Source organism: Massilibacteroides vaginae, assembly GCF_900178525.1.
In the GTDB taxonomy this organism is placed as follows: Bacteria; Bacteroidota; Bacteroidia; order Bacteroidales; family Tannerellaceae; genus Massilibacteroides; species Massilibacteroides vaginae.
Genome location: NZ_FXDJ01000008.1, coordinates 462,438 through 485,935 on the forward strand (window position 1 = coordinate 462,438; position 23,498 = coordinate 485,935).

At 40.4% G+C, this 23,498-nt stretch carries 21 protein-coding genes and 1 pseudogene; 7 read left to right on the forward strand and 15 right to left on the reverse strand.

Features of this window, described 5'->3' with window-relative positions:
• The first annotated feature begins 353 nt into the window (after nucleotides 1-353).
• The 6 genes from B9Y81_RS07265 to B9Y81_RS07295 all read left to right on the forward strand — a co-directional run bounded on the left by B9Y81_RS07265 (nucleotide 354) and on the right by B9Y81_RS07295 (nucleotide 5,269).
• On the forward strand, nucleotides 354-746 hold the full coding sequence (locus B9Y81_RS07265; RefSeq protein WP_085536319.1) for a hypothetical protein: 393 nt from the start codon (nucleotides 354-356) through the stop codon (nucleotides 744-746).
• 265 nt (nucleotides 747-1,011) lie between these two features.
• Complete coding sequence (locus B9Y81_RS15385; RefSeq protein WP_394335436.1) at nucleotides 1,012-1,194, forward strand: hypothetical protein; 183 nt, start codon at nucleotides 1,012-1,014, stop codon at nucleotides 1,192-1,194.
• Nucleotides 1,178-1,546: an SDR family NAD(P)-dependent oxidoreductase gene (locus B9Y81_RS07275; RefSeq protein ID WP_176221459.1), complete on the forward strand. Its 369-nt coding sequence runs from the start codon at nucleotides 1,178-1,180 to the stop codon at nucleotides 1,544-1,546. Before B9Y81_RS15385 ends, B9Y81_RS07275 begins: the two co-directional genes overlap by 17 nt.
• Nucleotides 1,547-1,841: 295 nt before the next feature.
• Nucleotides 1,842-2,723, forward strand: coding sequence for a YitT family protein (locus B9Y81_RS07285; protein ID WP_085536323.1), 882 nt, complete (start codon nucleotides 1,842-1,844; stop codon nucleotides 2,721-2,723).
• Between the two features lie 91 nt (nucleotides 2,724-2,814).
• Nucleotides 2,815-4,014, forward strand: coding sequence for a pyridoxal phosphate-dependent aminotransferase (locus B9Y81_RS07290; protein WP_085536324.1), 1,200 nt, complete (start codon nucleotides 2,815-2,817; stop codon nucleotides 4,012-4,014).
• Between the two features lie 10 nt (nucleotides 4,015-4,024).
• Nucleotides 4,025-5,269 (forward strand): ABC transporter permease, encoded by a 1,245-nt coding sequence (locus tag B9Y81_RS07295; RefSeq protein WP_085536325.1) that lies wholly within the window; start codon nucleotides 4,025-4,027, stop codon nucleotides 5,267-5,269.
• Between the two features lie 12 nt (nucleotides 5,270-5,281).
• On the opposite strand, the gene B9Y81_RS07300 is transcribed toward B9Y81_RS07295, so the two are convergent.
• The 8 genes from B9Y81_RS07300 to hisH form a co-directional block, all read right to left on the reverse strand.
• Complete coding sequence (locus B9Y81_RS07300) at nucleotides 5,282-6,457, reverse strand: glycosyltransferase (protein ID WP_085536326.1); 1,176 nt, start codon at nucleotides 6,455-6,457, stop codon at nucleotides 5,282-5,284.
• Between the two features lie 37 nt (nucleotides 6,458-6,494).
• The gene (lysA, locus tag B9Y81_RS07305) at nucleotides 6,495-7,652 is read right to left on the reverse strand and encodes a diaminopimelate decarboxylase (RefSeq protein WP_085536327.1); all 1,158 of its coding nucleotides are present in this window, start codon (nucleotides 7,650-7,652) and stop codon (nucleotides 6,495-6,497) included.
• Nucleotides 7,653-7,708: 56 nt separating this feature from the next.
• Nucleotides 7,709-9,025 (reverse strand): aspartate kinase, encoded by a 1,317-nt coding sequence (locus B9Y81_RS07310; protein ID WP_085536328.1) that lies wholly within the window; start codon nucleotides 9,023-9,025, stop codon nucleotides 7,709-7,711.
• A 65-nt stretch (nucleotides 9,026-9,090) separates the two neighbouring features.
• On the reverse strand, nucleotides 9,091-9,765 hold the full coding sequence (locus tag B9Y81_RS07315; RefSeq protein ID WP_085536329.1) for a cell division ATP-binding protein FtsE: 675 nt from the start codon (nucleotides 9,763-9,765) through the stop codon (nucleotides 9,091-9,093).
• 28 nt (nucleotides 9,766-9,793) lie between these two features.
• Nucleotides 9,794-10,393, reverse strand: a complete 600-nt coding sequence (gene hisIE, locus B9Y81_RS07320; protein ID WP_317043270.1) for a bifunctional phosphoribosyl-AMP cyclohydrolase/phosphoribosyl-ATP diphosphatase HisIE — start codon at nucleotides 10,391-10,393, stop codon at nucleotides 9,794-9,796.
• 12 nt (nucleotides 10,394-10,405) lie between these two features.
• Nucleotides 10,406-11,161, reverse strand: coding sequence for an imidazole glycerol phosphate synthase subunit HisF (gene hisF / locus B9Y81_RS07325; protein ID WP_085536331.1), 756 nt, complete (start codon nucleotides 11,159-11,161; stop codon nucleotides 10,406-10,408).
• Nucleotides 11,162-11,176: 15 nt separating this feature from the next.
• Nucleotides 11,177-11,896, reverse strand: coding sequence for a 1-(5-phosphoribosyl)-5-[(5-phosphoribosylamino)methylideneamino]imidazole-4-carboxamide isomerase (gene hisA / locus B9Y81_RS07330; RefSeq protein WP_085536332.1), 720 nt, complete (start codon nucleotides 11,894-11,896; stop codon nucleotides 11,177-11,179).
• 13 nt (nucleotides 11,897-11,909) lie between these two features.
• Complete coding sequence (hisH, locus tag B9Y81_RS07335; RefSeq protein ID WP_085536333.1) at nucleotides 11,910-12,500, reverse strand: imidazole glycerol phosphate synthase subunit HisH; 591 nt, start codon at nucleotides 12,498-12,500, stop codon at nucleotides 11,910-11,912.
• Between the two features lie 294 nt (nucleotides 12,501-12,794).
• Here hisH and B9Y81_RS07345 point away from each other — a divergent pair, with 294 nt between their 5' ends.
• The gene (locus B9Y81_RS07345; RefSeq protein ID WP_085536335.1) at nucleotides 12,795-14,306 is read left to right on the forward strand and encodes an NAD(P)H-hydrate dehydratase; all 1,512 of its coding nucleotides are present in this window, start codon (nucleotides 12,795-12,797) and stop codon (nucleotides 14,304-14,306) included.
• A gap of 5 nt (nucleotides 14,307-14,311) precedes the next feature.
• Here the strand turns inward: B9Y81_RS07345 and B9Y81_RS07350 are convergent, their stop codons facing one another.
• The 7 genes and pseudogenes from B9Y81_RS07350 to B9Y81_RS15395 form a co-directional block, all read right to left on the reverse strand.
• On the reverse strand, nucleotides 14,312-15,094 hold the full coding sequence (locus tag B9Y81_RS07350) for a gluconate 5-dehydrogenase (RefSeq protein ID WP_085536336.1): 783 nt from the start codon (nucleotides 15,092-15,094) through the stop codon (nucleotides 14,312-14,314).
• Nucleotides 15,095-15,206: 112 nt separating this feature from the next.
• The gene (locus B9Y81_RS07355) at nucleotides 15,207-16,100 is read right to left on the reverse strand and encodes a 1,4-dihydroxy-2-naphthoate polyprenyltransferase (protein ID WP_085536569.1); all 894 of its coding nucleotides are present in this window, start codon (nucleotides 16,098-16,100) and stop codon (nucleotides 15,207-15,209) included.
• A gap of 38 nt (nucleotides 16,101-16,138) precedes the next feature.
• Nucleotides 16,139-17,608: a TolB family protein gene (locus B9Y81_RS07360; RefSeq protein ID WP_085536337.1), complete on the reverse strand. Its 1,470-nt coding sequence runs from the start codon at nucleotides 17,606-17,608 to the stop codon at nucleotides 16,139-16,141.
• Nucleotides 17,601-19,412, reverse strand: coding sequence for a DUF6057 family protein (locus B9Y81_RS07365; protein ID WP_085536338.1), 1,812 nt, complete (start codon nucleotides 19,410-19,412; stop codon nucleotides 17,601-17,603). Before B9Y81_RS07365 ends, B9Y81_RS07360 begins: the two co-directional genes overlap by 8 nt.
• A 145-nt stretch (nucleotides 19,413-19,557) precedes the next feature.
• Nucleotides 19,558-21,369, reverse strand: a complete 1,812-nt coding sequence (locus B9Y81_RS07370) for a glycoside hydrolase family 2 protein (protein ID WP_085536339.1) — start codon at nucleotides 21,367-21,369, stop codon at nucleotides 19,558-19,560.
• Nucleotides 21,370-21,415: 46 nt separating this feature from the next.
• Nucleotides 21,416-22,504: a glycoside hydrolase family 43 protein gene (locus B9Y81_RS15390; protein ID WP_245832424.1), complete on the reverse strand. Its 1,089-nt coding sequence runs from the start codon at nucleotides 22,502-22,504 to the stop codon at nucleotides 21,416-21,418.
• Between the two features lie 12 nt (nucleotides 22,505-22,516).
• Nucleotides 22,517-23,434, reverse strand: a pseudogene (locus tag B9Y81_RS15395) (glycoside hydrolase family 43 protein); the annotation flags it as partial.
• Between the last annotated feature and the right edge of the window lie 64 nt (nucleotides 23,435-23,498).

A 23,498-nucleotide genomic window follows, 5' to 3' on the forward strand; every position in this document is an offset into this window, starting at 1 on the left:
CTATATCTGTAGTAAAGTTTTTCTATATATATGGTAAAGTTTTTCGACATATATGAAAAAAGAGAAATAAAGGATGTTTTCAAAAACAAATAGTAAAGACAAGAAAAAATATACTAACACCACACACAACTATCATTTAGGTTTTCAATATTACAATACTGTTACAAAATGACTATCCATTAGCTTTGAGTATGACATTTTTATATATTTTATCATTTTTTATACTTGTTGAGCAACAGTGTTATAAAACATATTGCTATATTTGTATCAGGTAAAGATTAAAAGGGGAAAAGGTTATCACCCCTATTTTTTAGGTTTAGGTTTTTAATTTAGGATTATTAAAATTAGGTATTATGAAACGTTTAGGTTTGGCAGTTGCTGCCGTATTAATGAGTGCATCAGTTGGATTTGCACAAAGTGGTGAAGTAAGATTGAGTAAAGAACCGTTTGCTGTTAATGCTGAAAGATTGAGTTCTTATCTGCAATTGACTCCGGGTCAATATAATGAAGTAGCTAATATTAACGCCTATTTCATCGAAAAACAGAATGAAAGCATTAAATCAAGCAGTAAGTTACAAGCAAAAAAAATGCATCAGGCTGTTTATGGCAACCTGAAGTTAATGAAGAAAACGCTTACTTCTGAACAATATCGTAAATATGTTGTTCTGCTAAACATCACAAACAACAACAATCGCCTGATGGGTATCAACGCGATTCCGGATGTATATCTGGCGGATAATAAATAAGGAATTCACCTTTAAGTAGTAGTATATTTGAGAAGAGATTACACGCAATAACTGCATGTAGTCTCTTTTTTTTGTCTATATGTTTTTATATTATTCCGTTCTCTGCCTAAGATTTTAACAGGTAATGATAAAACTTACCCTATTTTCCTTTAGATATTTGTTCCGTAGGAAACTAATATGTATATTTGCTGTATAAATCTGAAGTTAAACATTAAAAGGAGGAAAAATGGATAGAGTAATAAACATAATAAAAAGAAATTCACTAATGCTTATCGGTCTGGCAGTGGGCGCAATTGGCGGATTTCTGTACTGGAGATTGATTGGATGCAGCAGTGGAACTTGTCCGATAACGTCATCGCCAATCATAAGCTCCGTATGGGGCGCACTATTAGGTAAGTGTTTTTCTGGGACAAAAATATGCGTTAGAGTTATTGAAGAAAGGAGATAACCCGGCAATTATTAATATCGCCTCGATTGCCGGATTAGAAGGAAGCCGCGACGGAGCTGCCTACCACAGTTCTAAAGCAGCCGTAATCTCACTAACAGAATGCGCGGCCTTAGAGTTTGCCGATTTTGGCATAAGGGTAAATTCTATTTCTCCCGGAGCGGTTCTAACCGATATGGTATTGAACAACGAAGAGTATAGAGATGCGATAAACAAAATGATAGAGGCAGTTCCTTTGAAGAAAATTGCCAATTCGGAAGATATTGCAAAGGCGATATCTTTTCTGGCTTCAAGTTACGCACCGGTTATTACCGGAACCAACCTGATTATTGACGGTGGTTCAACTAAGGTTTAACGATAAACAAGATAATTGCGAGCGATTCTGTTGAAAGTTGTTCATGATGACTTAAAAGTAAAGTGCTTGCAGCAGAAAAGCCGTTGGGAAACAGATACCCTACGGCTTTTCTTGCTTTATCACTTAACTCCTTTGGTTTCAATATTTTCAACTTTGGGTTACCCTTCAAATCAGTCCGCATTTAGCGGGGGGATAAAATTAGTTTACTTAAAACGCGGTAAATCTAAAAAAAGAACTTTTTTTGTAAGATTCTGTCTATATTTGCGCCATTATTCATGCACACGCAAAACGAATCATGACACTCAATACAACTATACGACAAAACGCAGGCGCCTATACATTAATTGTTATCGGCGCTTTTTTACAAGCACTTAGTTATGTGCTTTTTTTAGCTCCCTACAAAATCGTTCCCGGTGGTGTATACGGTATTTCTATTGTGATTCACCACATAACACAAGGACTGTTTCCATTCTTTCCCGATGGGCTGCCAATGGGGGCAACCGCGCTTTGTTTTAATATTCCGTTGTTGTTTCTTGCCATGAAAAAGCTGGGATTATCTTCCGGACCTAAAACCATCGTTACATTTCTGCTGATCTCTGTTTTTACAGACACCATTGCTTACCTGGTAGGTAGTGAGCCTTTGGTTGAAAACGACCGCTTCATTGCCTGTTTCTATGGAGGGGCCATTTTAGGGTTAGGTGTAACTTGCGTTTTTCGGGCCGAAAGCACAAGTGCCGGATCGGATGTATTGGCGCGTGTGATAGCAAACAACACCAATATGAAAGTCAGCAACATGATCATCATTGTGGATTCGTGTGTTGTTATTCTGGGGCTTATTGTGTTTCAGGATTGGGCGGTACCTTTGTATTCCTGGTTTACTATTTTCGTATTCGGTAAGATTGTTGAGATGTTTCAGGTGGAGAACCCCAGCCGGGCAGTCTTTATTGTTTCTAAAAAGACACAGGAAATGAAAGAAATGATCATGGATAAAATGAAAATGAGAGGAACCTTTCTACATGGTCGCGGAATGTATGAGGGCAAAGAAAAAGACATCATTTTCATGATAGCGGAACGTAAGGATATTCCACGCCTGAAAAACGAGGTGAAAGCGATCGATGAAAACGCTTTCTTATCCACAATGCACGCGAGTAAAGATTCGCCGGCAACCGGAAGATAAATAAGGTTATATTTGCACCTTTTAGCGACTTACGCTATTTTTGCATCATTTTTAAACTGAATGGATATTTTTATTTACTAAATAATAGATAATGCCTAACATTTCACAACGAGGGCTCAACATGCCTGCTTCACCTATTCGTAAGCTTGTACCCTTGGCCAACAAAGCTAAAGCAAAAGGCCATAAAGTATATCACCTCAATATCGGCCAGCCGGATCTGCCAACTCCGGAAGTCGCGATGGAGGCGATGCGAGCGGTGGACCGCAAAGTGTTAGAATATTCTCCGAGTGAAGGCAATCTCAGTTTTCGTGAAAAGCTGGTTAAGTATTACGCTAAGTTCAATATCGATGTAACTGTCGATGATATTATTATCACCACAGGTGGATCAGAAGCTGTATCTTTTTCTTTCATGGCTTGTCTTGATCCGGGAGACGAAATAATCGTTCCCGAGCCGGCTTATGCCAACTATATGGCTTTTGCAATTTCGGCCGGTGCCATAATCAAGACTGTTCCCTCAACGATAGAAGAAGGTTTCGCACTTCCTTCCATTGAGCGTTTCGAAGAACTGATCACTCCAAGAACGAAAGCTATCTTAATCTGTAACCCGAATAATCCGACAGGGTATTTATATACACAAAAGGAAATGAACCAACTCCGTGACATTGTCAAGAAGAATGATCTTTTCCTTTTCTCCGACGAAGTATACCGTGAATTCTGCTACACAGGAGCTCCGTACATATCTGCTTTCCATCTGGAAGGTATCGAAAACAATGTGGTATTGGTAGATTCCGTATCTAAAAGGTATAGCGAATGTGGCATTCGTATTGGCGCGCTGATCACGAAAAATCAGCAGGTGAAAGAGAATGTGATGAAATGGTGTCAGGCTCGTTTGAGCCCTCCTTTGATCGGACAGATAATAGCCGAAGCCTCTTTGGATACGCCCGACGACTATATGCTGGACGTTTATAATGAGTATGTTGAGCGAAGAAAGTTCCTCATCGACGGGATTAACCGTATCCCCGGCTGCTACTCTCCTATTCCTATGGGTGCGTTTTATACGGTAGCGAAACTTCCGGTTGATGATGCAGACAAGTTCTGTGCCTGGTGCTTAAGCGACTTCGAGTATCAAGGACAGACCATTATGATGGCTCCCGCGTCCGGTTTTTACACCACTCCGGGATTAGGTAAAAACGAGGTTCGTATTGCTTACGTATTAAAAAAAGAAGAATTGGCTAAAGCGCTTGAAGTATTAGCAAAGGCACTTGAGGCTTATCCGGGACGTGTAATTTGATAGATAGTTCATGAATCTGGAACTATTCATAGCGAAAAAGATACATTTTAATAAGGAGGAAGGGAAACAAGCCACTCCTCCTGCTGTTCGTATCGCCATGATCGGAATAGCACTCGGTCTGGCAGTTATGATGTTATCCATCGCTATTATCGTAGGCTTCAAACAGGAAGTGAGAGGAAAAGTGGCCGGATTCGGGTCTCATATTCAAATTACGAACTTCGACTCCAACAATTCGTATGAAACTAAACCAATAGCAGTAAGTGATTCTCTGCTTACTGCTTTGTGCAACTTTCACGGCATAAAACACGTTGAAACATACGCAACGAAATGGGGTATACTCAAAACAGATTCAGACTTTCAGGGTATTGTGCTGAAAGGAATAGATCATGACTTTGACTGGTCTTTCTTCAATAAAAACATGAAAGAAGGCACGGCGTTCACCTTAGATTCGGCCAAAACCGGAACAGACGTTATCATTTCTCAATATCTGTGCGATCTGCTGAACCTCAAGCTTGGCGATTCATTCTTAACCTACTTTATGCAAGATGATATCCGGGCGCGAAGATTTACCATCACAGGTATTTACGACACAGGCTTTCTGGATTATGACAAACTGTTTGTTATCGCGGATATCCGACAGATACGCCGCCTTAATGGCTGGGAAAAAGATGAAGTAAGCGGAATAGAATTACAAGTGACCAACTACGACAAGATTGACCGGATAACAGAAGAGCTCTACTTCTCTATGGCAGAACTGCAGGATCGCAACGGAAACAGCTTTTACACGCGCTCTATTAAAGAATTAAACCCAATGATATTCAGTTGGCTGGAAGTTCTGGACATGAACGTAGTTGTTATTCTGATACTTATGATGGCAGTGGCCGGCTTTGCAATGATCTCGGGACTGATAATTATCATTCTTGAGCGAACAAATATGATCGGCATATTAAAAGCACTCGGACAAAACAACACCAGCATTCGAAAGATATTTCTTTACATTTCTTTCTTCCTGATCGGAAAAGGTATGCTTTGGGGTAATGCGATTGGTTTGGTTCTCTGTTTCATCCAGTATCATTTCGGAATTCTTAAGTTAGACCCGTCTACCTACTACATGGATACTGTTCCCATTAGCTTAAGTGTTTCTTCTTTCATTTTATTAAATATCGGAGCACTTGCGGCAGCTATGTTAATGATGCTGGGACCGTCTTATGTTATTACTAAAATAGCACCTGCCCGCAGTATCAGGTTTGAGTAGAAAACCTTTCTCTCAGCGCAGATTAAATGTATAATCCTTCTTCCCTCTGAACGAACGGTAAATACGGACATATAAATTAAACAAAGGGGAAACGATTTCTAATATCGGCAACAGGAAAATAACAGGTTTTTGCTGTAGCATCTTTGCTGATTTAAAGAAAACTATGCTCTTCGAAAGCATTAAAAGAAGGTAAAGCAATCCTCCGCACACAGCAACTAATGGGTTACCAACAATCCCGAAAAGGATAGATACAACTACACTTATAAGAAAGAGAAAAAACAGAACCGTATCAAAACGATAGCGACTTAATGCCCATCCTTTGTAATAACGCCGGGTGGCAGCTCGTGAAACTTTCATTTCTTTCCAAACAGAAAATCGTTCGATCTTCCCCATTACAGTAAGGCTGTCCGCACAATATTCTACAGAGGTATTCTTCTTTGTTGCTGCTTCATTCACAAACAAATCATCATCTCCGGCATGAAGGTTCAACGAATTATAGTATCCTTTTCGCTTGAAAAACTCCTCTTTACGATAAGCCAGATTACGCCCGTTGGCCGTATAAGGAGATTTGGCTAAAGCGGAAGAAAGATATTGCAGCCCGGTTATCAAGTTGTCGTAAGCGATCAGTTTATGCAAAAATCCTTTATGAGGACCATACGAACAATACCCAAGCACAAAGCTCTTATCCTCTACGAAATTCGTAGCCATTGCCTTAATCCAGCCGTCTGTTAAAGGATGGCAGTTTGCTTCGGTAAAGAGAAGAACATCATTTTTCGCTGCCTTAATTCCGACAGTCAGTGCCAGCTTTTTACGACTCAGGTATTTTGCTTCTTCCGGAATATAGGTATGGTAAAGATGCTTGTATTCAGCTTCAAACCGCTTCAATACTTCCTCGCTTTCATCGGTTGAGCCGTCGTTAACGACAATTACTTCATAATTTGGATAGTTCTGTGTAAGTATAGATGGAAGATTTGCCTGTAAGTTTTCAGATTCGTTTTTAGCGTAAATAATTATCGAAACAGGTGATAATGTACTTATTTCCGACTTTGCTTTTTTTGCTTCTTTTTTCGCAACACGATAAGGACGCAGATAAACAATTAATAAAAACATCAACTGAATTAGAAATAATCCGCCTACCACGCTGGCTACCACAAGTTCAACTTCTGAAAAAATGAATAGTTTTTCCATCTATACACATATTTAATGCACAAATGTACAAAAACTATTACAGAGAATCAGAGAAAAAAGCCTTCGGTAACTGACGACAATTATATTGAGAAGCCATTACTTCACCATAAGCACCGGCTGAACGGAAAGCAAGCAGGTCTCCTCTATGGGCTTTGTTTAACTCAACGTCTTTGCCGAACACATCAGATGATTCACAAATCGGACCTACTACATCATATACTTCCAGTTCTCCATCACTCGAAATATTTTCTATACGATGGTAAGCATCATACATTGCCGGACGAATCAGTTCCGTAAAGCCGGCATCCATAACGGCAAATTTTTTAGTTTCACCTTCTTTTACGTAAAGCACTTTAGATATAAGCGAACCACATTGTCCTACAATAGAACGTCCCGGTTCAAAATGCACTTGCTGTCCCGGACGGAGTTTTAATAATCTATGAAATACTGAAAAATAATTTTCAAAAGCCGGGATAGCCAAATGGTTCGGATGATAATAATCGATACCTAATCCACCTCCGAAGTTCAGGTTTTCAACAATAATGCCACGAGCTTCCAATTTGTCCTGCAAATCATTCAGGCGAATTGCCAGATCCTGAAACGAAGACATATCTGTAATCTGTGAACCAATATGGAAATGAACACCAATCAATTTCACATTTTTCAATACGGAGAACTTATCTAATACACCATGAAGTAAACTGAGGTTGATCCCAAACTTATTCTCTTTCATCCCTGTAGTGATCTTAGCATGTGTATGCGCGTCGACTTCCGGATTTATACGTAAAGCTACTGACGCTACTTTTCCTTTGGCAGCTGCTAACTCATTAATAATATCCAATTCTACAGCAGATTCTACGTTGAAGCAGAATATATCATTATCCAGTCCTAAGTTAATTTCCCAATCGGCTTTACCAACTCCTGCAAATACTACTTTATTAGAAGGAAAACCAGCATCTAACGCAGCTTGCACTTCGCCCCCGCTCACACAGTCAGCACCAAATCCATAAGCAGCAATAATAGAAAGCAAACGAGAGTTCGCATTCGCTTTAACCGCGTAATGAATATGATAATTATATTTTTCGGATTCAGCCTTTACAATATCCAGGGTTTTCTTCAATAAATCTATATCGTAATAATAAAAGGGGGTTTGAAGCGTCTTAAACTTCTCAAGAGGGAATATACCTTTAATCATAGTAAACTGTTTTAAAGAAAAAAAGAGGACAGTTTAAATAAGCTGTCCTCTTTCAATTAGTTATTAAATAAATGAGTGCTTAATGCCTGGAGTGCCCTCTGCTTATCAGAAGCTTTCACCAGCAATGACACATTATAATTACTTCCTCCGTAAGAAATCATTCGTACGGGTATATCTTTTAAGGCGTATATAATTCGCGCTTCAAAGCCTACGTTATCCCATTCCAAGTCACCGACAACACAAATAATGACCAGATTTTCATCTACCATTACTGTACCGTATTTTTTCAGATCATCAACGATCTCTTCCAGGTGCTTGCGGTTATCGATTGTTACCGAAACACCAACTTCGGATGTAGTAACCATATCAATCGGCGTCTTGTGATCTTCAAATATCTCAAACACTTTACGAAGGAAGCCTGTAGCAAGCAACATACGACCACTCTTCACCTTAATCGATACAATATTATCTTTTGCGGCAACAGCTTTGATCTTTCCTTTTTCTAATTTATTTGAGATCAGTGTGCCTGGGGCATCCGGCTGCATCGTATTCAATAAACGAACCGGTATGCTATGGATCTTGGCAGGAAGGATACAAGTAGGATGCAGAATTTTTGCACCAAAATAGGCTAATTCGGCAGCTTCTTCAAAATGAAGATTACGAACCGGAGATGTTTTATCCACAATACGCGGATCGTTATTGTGCATACCATCTATATCTGTCCATATCTGAATTTCATCCGCGTTAAGCGCTGCTCCTATTAAAGAAGCGGTATAATCGCTACCTCCACGTTGTAAATTGTCGATCTCACCATATGCGTTACGACAAATATATCCCTGAGTAATATAAATATCAGCGTCTTTATTCTCATCAACCAGCTTCGTTAACTTTTCCTTGATATAAATAGGATCAGGTTCAGCATTTTTATCTGTTCGCATATACTCTAAAGCAGGAAGTAGTACAGACTTAATTCCCTGCTCGTTTAAATAAAGGTTTACCATTCCGGTAGAAATAAGTTCTCCCTGAGCTAAAACAACCTTTTCCTCAAACAGCGTAAATAAATCTTTTGTAAAAGAACGGATATAGTTAAAATGCGTAGTAATTAATTCATGCGCCTCTTGTTTATATTCGGCAGTTTCAAACAATTCTTCAATATGAGCATAATATTTTTGAGCAAGTCTGTTGATCACCTCATTCGCTCCATCCGGATTCTTTTTATATAAGTAATCGGATATTTCTACCAATGAATTGGTGGTTCCTGACATAGCAGACAAAACAATAATATTACGATGTTCTGCAGTGATTAGTTTTGCTACATCTTTCATTCTTTGGGCTGTTCCCACAGAAGTACCGCCAAACTTTAAAACTTTCATTTTTCTATATCGGTTATTAAATTGTTCATATTTTTAACAAACACGCTACAAAGTTACATAAAAAATCATTCTCCAACATCAGTAAGACAAGCATTCTCGCATTTTACAACACGACCGGGATAATTTTGCACTAACGTATAATTATGAGTAGTCATGATCACCGCTGTTCCGTCTTTACAAATATCATGTAGCAGTTGTACAATTTGCGCTCCTGTTTCCGGGTCCAGGTTACCCGTTGGTTCATCCGCGAGGATAATGGCCGGATTATTCAGTAAGGCACGAGCTATAACAATACGTTGCTGCTCACCTCCCGACAATTCATGCGGTAACTTATATCCCTTGTTCTGCATTCCTACCTGATGGAGCACCTTGGCTATTCGTTCAGACATTTCGTTCTTTTTCCAACCGGTTGCTTTCAGCACAAACTCGAGATTCTTAATTACCGAACGATCGGTTAGCAGCTGAAAGTCCTGAAACACAATACCCAGTTTCCTGCGCAGATAAGGAATGTCTTTATTTTTGATCCGGTTAAGATCATAATCCAGTATGTAAGCATCTCCACATTCAATAGGAAGTTCGCGATATAGCGCCTTCAACAAACTACTCTTGCCTGATCCCACCTTTCCGATTATATAGACAAACTCCCCATTTCTTAATTCAAAAGAAGCGTTTCGTAATATCACGTTCTCTTCACGGTTGATGCTGACATCATGTAACTTTAGCAGAATAGTATCTTCCATAATTGCAGATGCTTTTTTAGATTATTTCTTATTTATGTCTTTTTTTCAATTCGCGTATCAGATCTTCCATACGAAGACCTTTACTGGTAAGCAGTACGATCAGATGATAGATCAGATCAGAAGCTTCATATATAAAACCATCTTCTGTTCCGTTTGTTGCCTCAATAACTGTTTCAACAGCTTCTTCGCCTACTTTTTGTGCCATCCGGTTTACACCTTTCTGGAACAAGGAAGTAGTGTATGAACCTTCGGGCATCTCCTGGCGACGCTGTTCGATAAAGTTTTGTAAATATTTCAAGAAAAGTATGTCTTCAATATTCTTTTCGCCAAAACAAGTATCCGCTCCCGTATGACAAACAGGGCCTGAGGGTATAGCTTTGATTAAAATAGTATCATGGTCACAATCTGCCATCATATTTACTACGGTCAGATAGTTGCCACTTGTTTCACCTTTTGTCCACAAGGTTTGGCGGCTTCTGCTATAAAACGTTACTTTTCCGGTTTGCTTTGTCAAGTTATATGACTCTTCATTCATATAGCCCAACATCAACACTTTTGAGGTATTCTCATCCTGAACAATTGCAGGAATCAATCCACCCATTTTTTCGAAATCTAATTTCATTTTTATTTTTTGTTCTGTTTATAATCGTACGTTCACTCCTTCTTCCGAAAGATACTTTTTTAAATCAGTAATACCTATTTCACCAAAGTGAAATACACTCGCCGCCAAAGCCGCATCCGCTTTTCCTAATGTAAATGCATCACGAAAATGGCTCATTTCTCCGGCACCTCCGGAAGCAATGATCGGTATTTGAAGAGAATCTGCCAACTGCGCTAATGCTTCGTTAGGATAACCTTCTTTCACCCCATCGTGCGTCATGCTGGTAAATAAAATTTCCCCTGCTCCGCGACTTTCAGCTTCTTTAGCCCAGTCAAAAAGATATTTATCTGTTGGAATGCGCCCTCCATTTAAATAACAAACCCAATTGTCATTTTCAAAATTAGCATCAATCGCCACAACACAAACCTGACTTCCGAAATTTTTCGCAATTTCTTCAATCAGTTCCGGTGTACGAAGCGCAGATGAGTTGATCGAAACTTTATCAGCTCCGGCCGCCAACAATCGATCCACATCCGACAGGGCGTTAATTCCCCCGCCCACGGTAAAAGGTATACTGATATTAGCAGCCACCTTCTTCACTAATTCCGTAAATGTTTTACGCCCTTCATGAGTCGCGGTAATATCTAAATAAACCAACTCATCAGCTCCCTGACGACTATATTGAGCCCCCAACTCCACCGGATCTCCGGCATCACGAAAGTTCACAAAGTTTATTCCTTTTACCGTTTTTCCGTCCTTTACATCGAGACAGGGTATTATTCTTTTAGCCAACATATATAATTTTTTAGATCAGGTAAAACGCAGTAAATCCTTCAGCTGGATACGACCTTCGTAGATCGCCTTTCCAAAAATAACCGATGGAATACCTGCTTCCCTTAATTTTTCAATATCATCAATCGAAGAAACACCTCCACTCGCAATCACATGTATGTATCCCACAGCTTCACGTATCTCTTTATATAGCTCAACAGACGGCCCTTCCAACATACCATCTTTACTTATATCCGTACAGATCACTTTCGTAACCCCTTTCTTATAATAATCCTGAATAAACGGGATCAATTCCAAATCCGTTGTTTCTTCCCAACCGCTCACCGCAATTTTATTATCTTTCGCGTCGGCACCGAGAATAATTTTTTCACTTCCAAATTTATTGACCCATGATTCAAACACTTCCGGATTTTTCACGGCTATACTCCCCCCCGTTACCATCTGAGCACCACTTTCGAAAGCTATTTCCAGATCTTCATCCGCTTTCAATCCACCGCCAAAATCAATAATTAAAGCAGTACGGGTAGCTATCCGTTCCAAAATGCGGTAGTTTATAATCCGTCCGGCACGAGCACCGTCCAGATCAACCAAGTGCAAACGAGTGATTCCGTGACCCTCAAACATCTTAGCAACCTCCAGCGGATCTTCATTATATACCTTCTTTGAATTGTAGTCACCCTGAGTAAGACGAACACATTTTCCGTCAATCAGATCAATCGCAGGTATCAATTCAATCATATTCTTCATAACATCACAAGTTCAGAAAATTAGTTAAAATAGCTTCGCCCACATCACCACTCTTTTCCGGATGAAACTGAGTAGCATAAAAATTATCCTTATTCAAAGATGCAGAAAAAGGCAGAATATAGTCTGTCGTAGCCATTGTATAGTCATTTACAGGAACATAAAAGCTATGAACAAAATAAGCAAACTGTCCATCCTGAGCCGTTGTAAACAGTTTCCCTTTTACATCCTTAAGTTTGTTCCACCCCATGTGAGGCACCTTATCTTCATGTTTTTCCGGTAAAAAACGTTTCACGTCGGTATCAAAAATTCCAAGACAGGGAGTATTCCCTTCTTCCGAGAATCGACACATCAACTGCATGCCAAGACAAATACCCAAAAGAGGCTGTTGTAATTCAGTTATCAGGACATCCAATTTATGCTCCTTTAAATAAGTCATTGTAGAAAGCGCCTCTCCCACACCCGGAAAAATTACTTTATCCGCTTTAAGAATACGTTCCGGATCATCCGTAATAACAGGTTCAACTCCAATGCGTTTCAACGCGTAATCAACCGAATAAATATTACCTGCATTATACTTTATAATGGCAACCTCCATCGTCCTTCCATTCTTTTATTTGAATTACAAAAGTAGTAAATAATCATTATTAAATAATGACATATCAAGGAATAAACATAGATTATATTGATTGCATAAAAAATTCAAGGCTCTTCAAAAAACAAAAGCACGGCCGTCAAAAGACAAAAGCAGGAGCCTCAAAAGACAAAAGCACGGCCGTGCTTTTTCACAAACAAAGGAATCCGGCTGGTTTAATTACTAAAGAGTTTTTTTAATATTGTATATTTGTAAAATCTATTTTTCTCAGTAAAATTGCATTAAACTTCATAAATCATGATCAAAATATTCCCTGTCAGTACCGTTAAGGAAATAGACAACTACACTATACAGAACGAACCGATTGATTCTATTGACCTTGTAGAAAGGGCTTCTACTCTATTCGTTCATGAGTTTACCCGGCGTTATTCTAAACACCACCGCATTATTATTTTTGCAGGACAGGGGAATAATGGAGCGGATGCTTTAGCTATAGCACGCCTCTTAAGTGAGGAGTCTTACCGGGTTGAAACTTTTTTGTTTAACCCGACATCGAGTCTATCGGGAGCGTGTGATATGAACAAAACACGTCTGCTTGAGATTGAGCATGTTGAATTTACTGAGATCATTGATAATTTTGAGCCGCCTGTTCTAACCGAAAACGATATTGTGATCGATGGTTTGTTTGGTTCCGGATTAAATCGTCCGCTAACCGGAGGTTTTGCCGCTTTGGTGAATTATATCAATCAAGCTGATTCGGAGATCGTGGCAATCGACATTCCTTCCGGATTATTTGGTGAAGACAACCGCGAAAATGATATGCGCAACGTAATAATGGCTGATTTGACGTTGACTTTCGGTTTCCCGAAGCTTGCTTTTTTATTGGCAGACAATTATCCTTATGTTGGTGAGTGGAAAACGTTGGATATCGGCTTGCATCCGGACATCATCGCTAAAACCCAAACGCCTTTTTGCTTAGTTACTGAAGAGGACATTACAGACGTGATTCGTCCTCGTAAAAAGTTCGCTCATAAGGGAGATTTTGGTCATGCATTGTTGATTTCCGGGAGTAAGGGTAAAATGGGGGCAGCCGTTTTAAGCTCTCGCGCTTGTCTTCGCAGTGGAGCCGGATTAGTGACGGTTCATATACCAAAATGCGGACTACAGACTCTTCAGACGGCTATTCCTGAAGCAATGGCAAGTGTAGACCAACATGCTGAACATTTCAGCACAACTCCGGATAGTTCGATGTACGCCGCAATTGCTGCAGGTCCCGGATTAGGACAACATCTGGATACCGCCATAGCCTTAGAGCATTTGATACAGACTGCAGGTAAGCCTATACTGCTCGATGCGGACGCGATCAATACACTTGCGACAAACAAGGATATGTTGAAAAAACTTCCGCCACGAAGCATACTAACACCTCATCCGAAGGAGTTCGATCGCTTAACGGGAAGTTCGTCTTCTGCGTATGACCGCCTGTTGAAGGCAAGAGAATTTGCCATGAACTATCAGATTATACTTGTATTAAAGGGAGCCTTTACTGCAATCTGCCTACCAAACGGATATATCTATTTTAACAGTACCGGCAATCCGGGTATGGCTACCGCAGGTAGTGGAGACACATTGACGGGTATAATCTTAGGACTTCTTGCTCAGGGTTATGAGCCTGAAATAGCGGCTACGGCAGGTGTTTATTTACATGGCACGGCAGGAGATCTTGCCGCGGCTGTCCATACGGAAGAAAGCCTTATCGCAAGCGATATCATTGATATGCTTGGTAAGGCCTTCAAACAAATTAAGTAATTTCGTTATTTGGGTTGCTTTCCGATATAAGCTAAAATACCACCATCTACATAAAGGATATGTCCGTTTACGAAATCAGAAGCCTTGGAAGCCAGGAACACTACCGGTCCTTCCAGATCTTCCGGATTTCCCCAACGGGCAGCCGGTGTTTTGGATATAATAAAATTGTTGAATGGATGTCCTTCAGTTCTTAAAGGTGCTGTTTGAGGAGTTGCGATATAACCCGGGCCTATCCCATTTACTTGAATATTATGTTCTGCCCATTCGCAAGCTAAGTTTTTAGTAAGCATCTTCAGTCCTCCTTTTGCCGCAGCATAGGCAGAAACTGTTTCACGACCTAACTCACTCATCATTGAACAGATATTTATAATCTTTCCCGCTCCTTTCTTAATCATACCCGGAGCAACTGCTTTTGACACGATAAAAGGACCTACAAGATCTATATCGATCACTTGTTCAAACTCTTCCACACTCATTTCCAACACCGGAATACGCTTGATAATTCCCGCGTTATTCACCAAAATATCAATATCTCCGTGTTTGGATGCCACATCAGCCACAAGCGCTTGTACTTCGGATTCTTTGGTTACGTCACATTGATATCCGTAAGCATTAAAACCTTCGGCACGATATTCTTTTTCCGCTTCTTCAACTTTGTCTTTAGAACGGGCATTAAATATAATCGTAGCCCCGGCTTTTCCTAAAGCTTTTGCCATTGCCATACCTATGCCGTAAGTACCTCCCGTTACAAGGGCGATTTTTCCTTCTAATGAGAATTGTTGTAACATATTCTTGTTTTTTTATTGATTAGTAATCAAAGGTTATACATTGAAGAGATAGAACACACTTTATCTCTAAGTGCCGAAGATAGGACTTTCCTACGAAATCAGAAAAACGAAATCAGGAAAAGCACAGAATCACAGATACTGACACCGAGAAAAGAAAAACCAGCATTCCGGTTTTACCCAAAATTTTATTTAAGGCTCTTCCTTCCGTTTTCACCATTTCTTTCCATAGCAAGTAGAACAAGATAAAGAATGCACCTAAAAGCCCTACTTGCCACGATAACGCGGGCAGCATTGAAACCAAGGGTAATACAAGCAATAAAGCGATCAAGCCATTCAACAGATAAAGAATCAATCCAAAACGACGACCAAACAAAACGATTGTTGTTCGTTTTTTCGCTTTCTTATCCTGCTCATAATCCCGGTAATTATTAACAATCAAAATATTCACGGATAATACGCCTATGGCAATAGAAAGAATCAAAGAAAGCAAACTAAACGTATTTGCCTGTACATAATAAGTAAAACAAACAGGGACTATTCCGTAAAAAAGAACAACACAAATATCTCCCAATCCATTATAAGCTAAAGGAAAAGGACCTGCCGAATAAGCCAGCACGCAAAGAGCAATAGCTACACCTACCGGTAAAAGTATCCAACCACCATAAAACAAAAGAAAAAGTCCGCAAAGGCAAGCCAAACCTAAAGCAACAAAAGTACCAATTAACATACTTTTCGGCTCAATCCAGCCGGATGCAACGGCACGTTCAGGACCAAGCCGTTCTTCGGTATCAGCCCCCTTTTTAAAATCAAAATAATCATTAGCAAAATTACTGGCTATCTGCGCAAACAATGCCACAAACAAACACAAAGCAGCAGGCACAGCATTAAAAACACCATCCTGCCAAGCCAAAGCAGACGCCAACAACACAGGACTGATGGAGGCAGGTAATGTTTTCGGCCTTGCCGCCTCCACCCACGCCGCAAAAGAGTTCTTTTTCATTTTTATCCTTATCGATTGAAGATGCAAAAATAGGAAACTTTATTCTATTCTATAACAACTGCTTGTTTCCGCTTTGGGGAAAGAATTTTTTGTTCTATTTCTCTTATATTCAGTTTTACTGGAGACGAGATGAATTCTGGGACATTATACGAAAAGAAAGATCCGTCATTTACCGCTGGATTTTTTTGTGGCAACAAGAAGGGTTTGGTCGCATTCCCGTTATCATCAATGGATGATAAATAAAGACGTGTGTAAAGACCATCGTCTCGTCGGCTGGCAAATACAAACCAGTGACTGTTACTACTCCAGCTATGATAGCTTTCTGCATAAGAACTGTTTGCTTCCGCTAATGCGCGTTGTTCTCCCGACTCAAGGTCAAGCAACCAAAGATCGGCCTCATTATGCCAGATAAAGAAACTGCCGTAATCTGCCAGACCGTACATTATATATTTGCCATCATAAGAGGGACGAGGAATAGAAGCACTTTTATTCACTGCGCTGGCATGAACTAAAGTGTCTATCCGTTCTCCGAAAGTGCCGGTTTCGGCATCAAATGTGATACGACAGAGGTTGTAGCGAACCTCTTTACACTCTTCCGGTAGTTTTCGTTGTTGAGCACTACAGAAGTATAATGAACTTCCATCCGGAGAAAAGGCCGGAAATGTTTCAAAGTCTGCCGTGCTTAATAATGGTGAAGTCAGTATACGATTAGACGTAATATCATACACGATGACATCTGATTCGTGATCGAATACTTCCACACGTTCATCCGGGTGGGTGTGAAATGCTTGTTGTGTCCGATTTACGGAATAGGCTATAAATTTTCCTGAAGGATGCCAGTATGGATACACTCCGGCACTAATCAACTCATCGGTTTTAAGCGACAAGAGTTCGTTATTGTTTCCTTGTTTAAGTAAAGTTCCGCCATGATTTCCACGAATATGTAAATTCATATACTGTGCATCCGTTTGTTTAAAAGAATGACAGTTAACACAACTACCGGGCACCAAGCTATTTTCGATTAGTGCCGTTTGCGTGAAATCCGATAAAGATCGCTGGTAGATACCCATTTTACTATATGCCTCGTATCCTGGAGCGATTAGTCGGTAACATAATCCGAAATCAATAGGGTAAGGACTAACATGAATAGAGAAAGATTGGTAAGTTACCCACTTAGCTGCAGATTTACGCGAAACGGTGACACGTAAACTTTTGCCTTTATTGGCTGTCAAAAGTTTAGACCAGTCCTTTTCCGGAAATTGAATTCCTTGTTTCCCTCCTATCTCAATGCGGTTTCCGCTTTCATCCGCTATAATTGCGTAAAGACGGTCTGCTTCACCCATCCAAGTAAAATTAAGCGGAGCTATTTCAGCGGGGATAGTCACTTCTTTATAATCAGGAAAGATAGTTGGCAATTCATCTGTCACATTAAAATCTTTCGGTTTTTCACTACAACCAATCAGTATGATTAGCCCACAGATTATGATGTATATCGTTTTGTTTACCTTATTCATTCCCTACTTGATTTTTCATTTTTAGTTGTCCTCCCAAATAATGCAAATAGTACCAATACGTATTCCCGAAATTTTCACGAATAACTGTTCCGGGTTGAGCCTTTCCTGAACGAGCTTGTTTGTAAGCTTCGTATCGCTGCCGTATCTCATCACTAATGTAGGCATATATACCTTCACTCTGTCCGGTTAAGTCTTGCACAAACAGCAAAGCCTCTTGATAGCTGAGCGGTAATGTCTCACCACCGATCGTATCAATTCTTTTTTGCAGATTGTCCTGAAATCGAATAAGCTCTTTATCCAATAAATTCTGAGCCAACAAATAATCCGCTGCTACATGATTATGAGGATTTTGCTCTAATAAAGCAGTAAACAACAATTCTTTATCTTCATTCATAAACAGACAATCTTCTTTTAGCATAAAACGCCGGAGTTCTCCCCATTCAGGGTGAGCATTGATCCGATCCTCGTTATATAAGAAAGACAATACATCAGAAGCCCAATCTTTATAGAACAAGGTGTGTTGCAATATCGTCAGATACTTTTCAGCTACTTTATATTGTTTGTTTATCAGGTTGGTTTCGGCAAGTCGCTGAAGACATCGTACACTTTTACGGTAATCGGGTATTGACTCCATTGCTTCAAAAGTAAAACGTTGCGCGCTATTGATCAATCCCATATTGTAATATATTTCACCAATCATAACGGGGAGGATATAATCTGCGGTGTGATTAGGGATTAAACCATCAGACCCGTTTTGAAAATAATAAAACAGGTAATCGCCCATATAGCCCCGTTTGCTTAACGCGAGATTCAATGCTGCTACGGTTTTGGGGCTATCGGGAGGAAGCTTATTTGCCTTATCAATAATATTCGTCCATTTTTTAGTCCGGACATAATAGTCGTATCCCATCAATTCCTCTTTTTTCCAATCGGCACCAAATCCGATTATCCAATCAATCACTATAAACAGTAATAAAAACTGAACTATACGAACACCTACTCTCCATCCTTTCTTTTGTATATCAGGAAGCCATTTTGTCAAAACAGGGATAATAATAATGGAAAGAAGCGTGTAGAAGATAGCCGGATTTATATGTGTTACAAACCTATAATAATCACCGGCCATCCAAAACCGGCTTAACGGATACTGCGGTTGTAATAATTGCGCTAATAAAGGAACAAACAACAGCAAACCAACAGCTATCAGGCTAATAATGGCCAGAATTCTTTTATTGATACGTTTGGCAATAATCCATTCGTAATACAGACAAAAAACGGGGAAAATAAAAACAGCAAAACCTACTAACCAATATAGAAGCGGAATCATGATCAACAAATAAGCTATACGCAAGCTATTTTTCTTGAATAATGCATAAAACAAGACTGCCGAAAGCACAAGCAATGCAGCGATTAATGCTGAAAGCAACATATCTTCATGACAAAGAAGCAAAACGAAAAAAAGCGAAGGCAAACAAGCCAACGGACGATACAATGCTTTGCCGCCAATTATTGAGGAAATAACAGAAACCTGTATATGTAAACTACTTAGCATTACGGCTAAAATAATCGCTCCGGTGGAAGAATGATAGAAAAATTGCGTCACAAAACTATTCAAATAGCCGGCAAAACCTCCCGGTTGAACTATGCTCTCAATAAAATAATCGGAAGTAAAAAGAAATAGTTGCAGCTGCTCCTGATAATGTAAGTGATGTCTATAAAAAACAGCAAAAAACACCCAGATCAGGAGTCCTAAAAAAGCAGTCAGAATCAGATCCGGATAAAATTTGTTTTTCTGTTTTTTCATGGAACATTGGATTAACGATATGCAAATATAAGGAATATGTATCTACTTTAAAGAATCTCTTCTTTCACAAAGAAACAATAAACCAAAAACAACCCGGACAAGAGAAGCTCCAGCCGGGTTGTAAAAAAAGTAATAAGATTATTTTTTATTCTGAAAGATGACGGATTACTTCCTGATTGATTTTGTGAAGAGCGGCTTCATCCATCTTAATTACTTTACGGTCATAGGTCATAACACCGTTTACTTCTCCTTCCACATCGGTTGTCTGTGTGTAAACAGCTGCAGAGAAACCACGGTCTATCATTGGTTTCAGTTCGTTGGCGTATTTTACGTATTCTGCCGTTACTTCACTGCTGTTTTTGAATTGTATGTAACCCCAGTTACGTTTGTTCCACCATAAGTGATTTTCCAAAGGCAGACCGATACCTCCGTATTCGCCCAATACGTTCACACGTTCGGCATCGAAAAGGAACATACGTGGTCCCGGATAGTTATGTAAGTCAAGTATGTCGCCTGTTGGACGATGGTTACCACCACTTGCCGAATTCACAAGGCGGGAAGGGTCATAAGCCGCTGTCCATTCTGTTACACGCTCCGTATCAAACTGTCCCCAAGCTTCGTTAAATGGCACCCAGATAACAACTGAAGGATTTGAGATACACAGATCCATGATCTCTTTCCATTCCTGATCGTAGTTGGCGATAGATTCGGCAGTACGTTGCTTGTCTGTTCCGCCATTATAAGTATGAGGTGCCCAATGATTACCCATGTCGCCACTTGGCATATCCTGCCAAACCAACATACCTAATTTATCACAATGATAATACCAGCGAGCAGGTTCAACCTTTACGTGTTTGCGGATCATATTATATCCCCATTCCTTTGTTTTAACGATGTCAAAAAGTAAAGCCTCGTCGGTCGGAGCAGTATATAATCCATCAGGCCACCATCCCTGATCCAGCGGACCGTAATGGAAGAGGTTCTTGTTGTTTAATTGCATACGCATAATTCCGTTCGCATCACGTTTCTTTGATATCTTACGGAATGCGGTATACGACTTTACCTCATCCTGCACTTTTCCTGCTGCAGAAAGAGACACCTTCATGTCATACAAATAAGGATTGTTCGTATCCCAAAGTGTTGGGTTCTGAACACCTAACCGCATTTCCTTTCCAACAATTCCTTTTGCCGTAGCAACAACCTGTCCTTTATCCAATAGTTTTACTTCAACGATATTTGAAGGACTTGTACAAGAAGCCCCGACAGTAACCGCAAGTGTACCATTATCGATGTTCGGGATTGCTTTTACTGAAGTAATGTGCGCGGGTGCTACCGGCTCGATCCAAACGGTTTGCCAGATACCTGTAACAGGAGTATACCAGATACCTTCAGGATTGGACGTCTGTTTTCCACGAGGTTGGAAACCTTTATCACTTGGATCCCAAACACGGACAACCAATTTATGTGTGCTTTTGCCGGCCAGATACGGGGTGATATTGAATGAGAACGGTGTAAATCCACCTTTATGAGAACCGATCAGTATGTCATTTACATACACATCCGCTTTCCAGTCTACAGCACCGAAATTCAGCAGAACATCTTTGCTCTTCCATGCGGAAGGAACAGTAAACGTACGTTTGTACCAAAGTTCGTTTTTCTCACCTACTTCTTTCTGGATACCGGAAAGAGACGACTCGATCGCAAAAGGTACAAGAATTTTCCCATCAAAGTTTGCCGGTTCTACTTCACCGCAAGGTTTAACAGAATAGTCCCAAAGACCATTCAGATTTACCCACGCTGTACGCTCCATTTGCGGACGCGGATATTCCGGCAGCACATTGTTCGGATCTACTTTTTCTGCCCACGGAGTTTTTAGTTTGTCGCCCACAGGCTTCCATTGCGCGCTTACAGCCATTGTCATAGCAAGGAAAGCACATACAATAAGTTGCTTTTTCATGATTTTAATTTTAAAAGATATATAATTTTAAATACAATGCGATTGATTATGGCTTTATCACCTGCGAAGTGGTAGTAGGACCATCCACATATAAGCGGCCATGCTCATCCACACCCATTCTGTCAATAAACACCACACGTTCATCTCCTGTTGCTTTTGTACGGCCGTGATATACGCAGTAAGTTTGTTTTCCGTCGCGAGACTTGACAATGCTGTTATGTCCCGTTCCGGTCACAATACCCCCTTTGGCTGTGTTTTTTTGAAGCACCGGGTTATCCGCGCTTTTTACGTAAGGGCCAAGCGGATTTTTCGCCGTGGCATAACCTACCGCGTAATTCTCACCTCCAAAGAAGTTGGCCGAATACATCATATAATAAGTATCTCCTTTTTTGAACGTATAAGAACCTTCCGTCCATCGGCGGTTTACCTCGCCCGATGTAACCGAACGACTCTCCCACTCTGCTTGCGCATCGTCATTTGTTACCGGCGGACGGAGGATAAGTACCGGCTCTCCGATTATGGCCGAGAAGTCCGGTTTAATTTCCACACCGTAAATCCAGCTTTCTTCTATTTCATCAAACATACCCTGCTTCTTAGCCCATGTAGCTACTTCGCTTTCTATGGCATGCTTATAGCAGCAACGTGAAAAGTAGAGGTAGTTGCGCCCGTCTTCGTCTTCAAATATATTACCATCAATGGCCGGATAACCGGGGTCAAACAAAGGACGATCGCTCATTTCCTTAAACGGTCCCGTCGGTTTGTCGGCCACGGCTACACCGATACGGAAGTTTTCCAATTCGTTTGTCGGATTTTCTTTCCAGTCGGCACTAAAAAACATGTAGAACTTACCCTTACGCTCGTAAACCTCAGGCGCCCAAAAATTAGCCAAAGCCCATGAACCTTCAATATTGCCCCGGTAAACCTGTCCTTCCGCTTTCCAGTTCACCAGATCATCAGACGAATAAGCGCAAAAACCGTCAATTGCTCCGGCTCCTGTTCCATACATATAATATTTACCATCTGAGGCCAACAGCACATAAGGATCACCAAACTCAACGGATAGCGGATTAGCAAACACTGATTTATCCGCAACATTTAATTGAGCCGGCGCATACGAAGACGCGTTCGCTTTCACTTGTCCGTCTTTACCGAATTCGAGAGAGATAACAGCCGTTTTACGTGGAATTACCGTCGAATCAGACGCGTGCACATGAAACACATATTTCCAATTGCCTGATCTATCTTTAAACAAATCGCCATGTCCCGCACCGTTCTCTCCAATAAGGTGGCGGTCAATTATCGGATTATTATCCGCTTTCTTCCATGGACCATAAGGAGATTCCGATACAGCATAACCAACCGCATAATCAATATTTCTGAAATCGTTGGCAGAATAAAACAGGTAATACAATTCGTTCTGTTTAATTACGGTTGGTCCTTCCGCTACTTTCCATGCTACATTTTCGGTGTCTTCCCAACCACTCTCCGCCGAAATACATTCTTTAAGCGTTTCCGGTTTAATGGCAGAAAGGTCGCTTTCCATTTCAGCTACGTATATTCTGTTTCCATTATCCAATCTCACATGATATAGATAAATACGTCCATCTTCATCAAAAAACAAATATGGATCTATCTGGCGAACATCCGAAGTTAAACAGGCAAGCGTAGTTTGGCGGAATGGTCCGTCCGGTTGATCGCTCACAGCAATCGCAATCTGTTCATTAGCCGTGTAAGCCATATAAAACTTACCCTTATGTTCAAACACCTGAGGAGCCCAAAAGCCCTGCTCTCCGAAAGCGTCTCCCTTTTTCAAGGCGTAGCCATTTACCGGAAACTCGGAATTGGTCCAGGTTTTCAAATCGTCAGACACATAAACAGGAAACCCAAAGTCTGATGTTCCTCCGGTTCCATACAAATAATAATTATCCTGATAGGAAAAGATAGTAGGGTCAGCTACTAATACCGGATTTGCCGGCATTTCGTTTGTCATCGACTTACCGTCCTTTTTTTGTCCACATGATAGTAAAAGGCAGCCAATAACTGCAACACTCAAAAGTATTCTCATAACATGCTATTAAATTACGACAACAAATAACGCTTATTTCCACCAAAATGCCTTTCAATAATCA

Bases quoted from the DNA above. Each gene is read 5' to 3' on its own strand.
- B9Y81_RS07360 (WP_085536337.1), bottom strand. From the start codon at position 17,608: ATGAATAAGGTAAACAAAACGATATACATCATAATCTGTGGGCTAATC.
- B9Y81_RS07350 (WP_085536336.1), bottom strand. From the start codon at position 15,094: ATGTTACAACAATTCTCATTAGAAGGAAAAATCGCCCTTGTAACGGGA.
- lysA (WP_085536327.1), bottom strand. From the start codon at position 7,652: ATGATTAAAGGTATATTCCCTCTTGAGAAGTTTAAGACGCTTCAAACC.
- hisF (WP_085536331.1), bottom strand. From the start codon at position 11,161: ATGTTGGCTAAAAGAATAATACCCTGTCTCGATGTAAAGGACGGAAAA.
- B9Y81_RS07285 (WP_085536323.1), top strand. From the start codon at position 1,842: ATGACACTCAATACAACTATACGACAAAACGCAGGCGCCTATACATTA.
- B9Y81_RS07295 (WP_085536325.1), top strand. From the start codon at position 4,025: ATGAATCTGGAACTATTCATAGCGAAAAAGATACATTTTAATAAGGAG.
- B9Y81_RS07370 (WP_085536339.1), bottom strand. From the start codon at position 21,369: ATGAAAAAGCAACTTATTGTATGTGCTTTCCTTGCTATGACAATGGCT.
- B9Y81_RS07365 (WP_085536338.1), bottom strand. From the start codon at position 19,412: ATGAAAAAACAGAAAAACAAATTTTATCCGGATCTGATTCTGACTGCT.
- B9Y81_RS07310 (WP_085536328.1), bottom strand. From the start codon at position 9,025: ATGAAAGTTTTAAAGTTTGGCGGTACTTCTGTGGGAACAGCCCAAAGA.
- B9Y81_RS15385 (WP_394335436.1), top strand. From the start codon at position 1,012: ATGCTTATCGGTCTGGCAGTGGGCGCAATTGGCGGATTTCTGTACTGG.
- B9Y81_RS07300 (WP_085536326.1), bottom strand. From the start codon at position 6,457: ATGGAAAAACTATTCATTTTTTCAGAAGTTGAACTTGTGGTAGCCAGC.
- B9Y81_RS07345 (WP_085536335.1), top strand. From the start codon at position 12,795: ATGATCAAAATATTCCCTGTCAGTACCGTTAAGGAAATAGACAACTAC.
- B9Y81_RS07315 (WP_085536329.1), bottom strand. From the start codon at position 9,765: ATGGAAGATACTATTCTGCTAAAGTTACATGATGTCAGCATCAACCGT.
- hisH (WP_085536333.1), bottom strand. From the start codon at position 12,500: ATGGAGGTTGCCATTATAAAGTATAATGCAGGTAATATTTATTCGGTT.
- B9Y81_RS07290 (WP_085536324.1), top strand. From the start codon at position 2,815: ATGCCTAACATTTCACAACGAGGGCTCAACATGCCTGCTTCACCTATT.
- B9Y81_RS07265 (WP_085536319.1), top strand. From the start codon at position 354: ATGAAACGTTTAGGTTTGGCAGTTGCTGCCGTATTAATGAGTGCATCA.
- hisA (WP_085536332.1), bottom strand. From the start codon at position 11,896: ATGATTGAATTGATACCTGCGATTGATCTGATTGACGGAAAATGTGTT.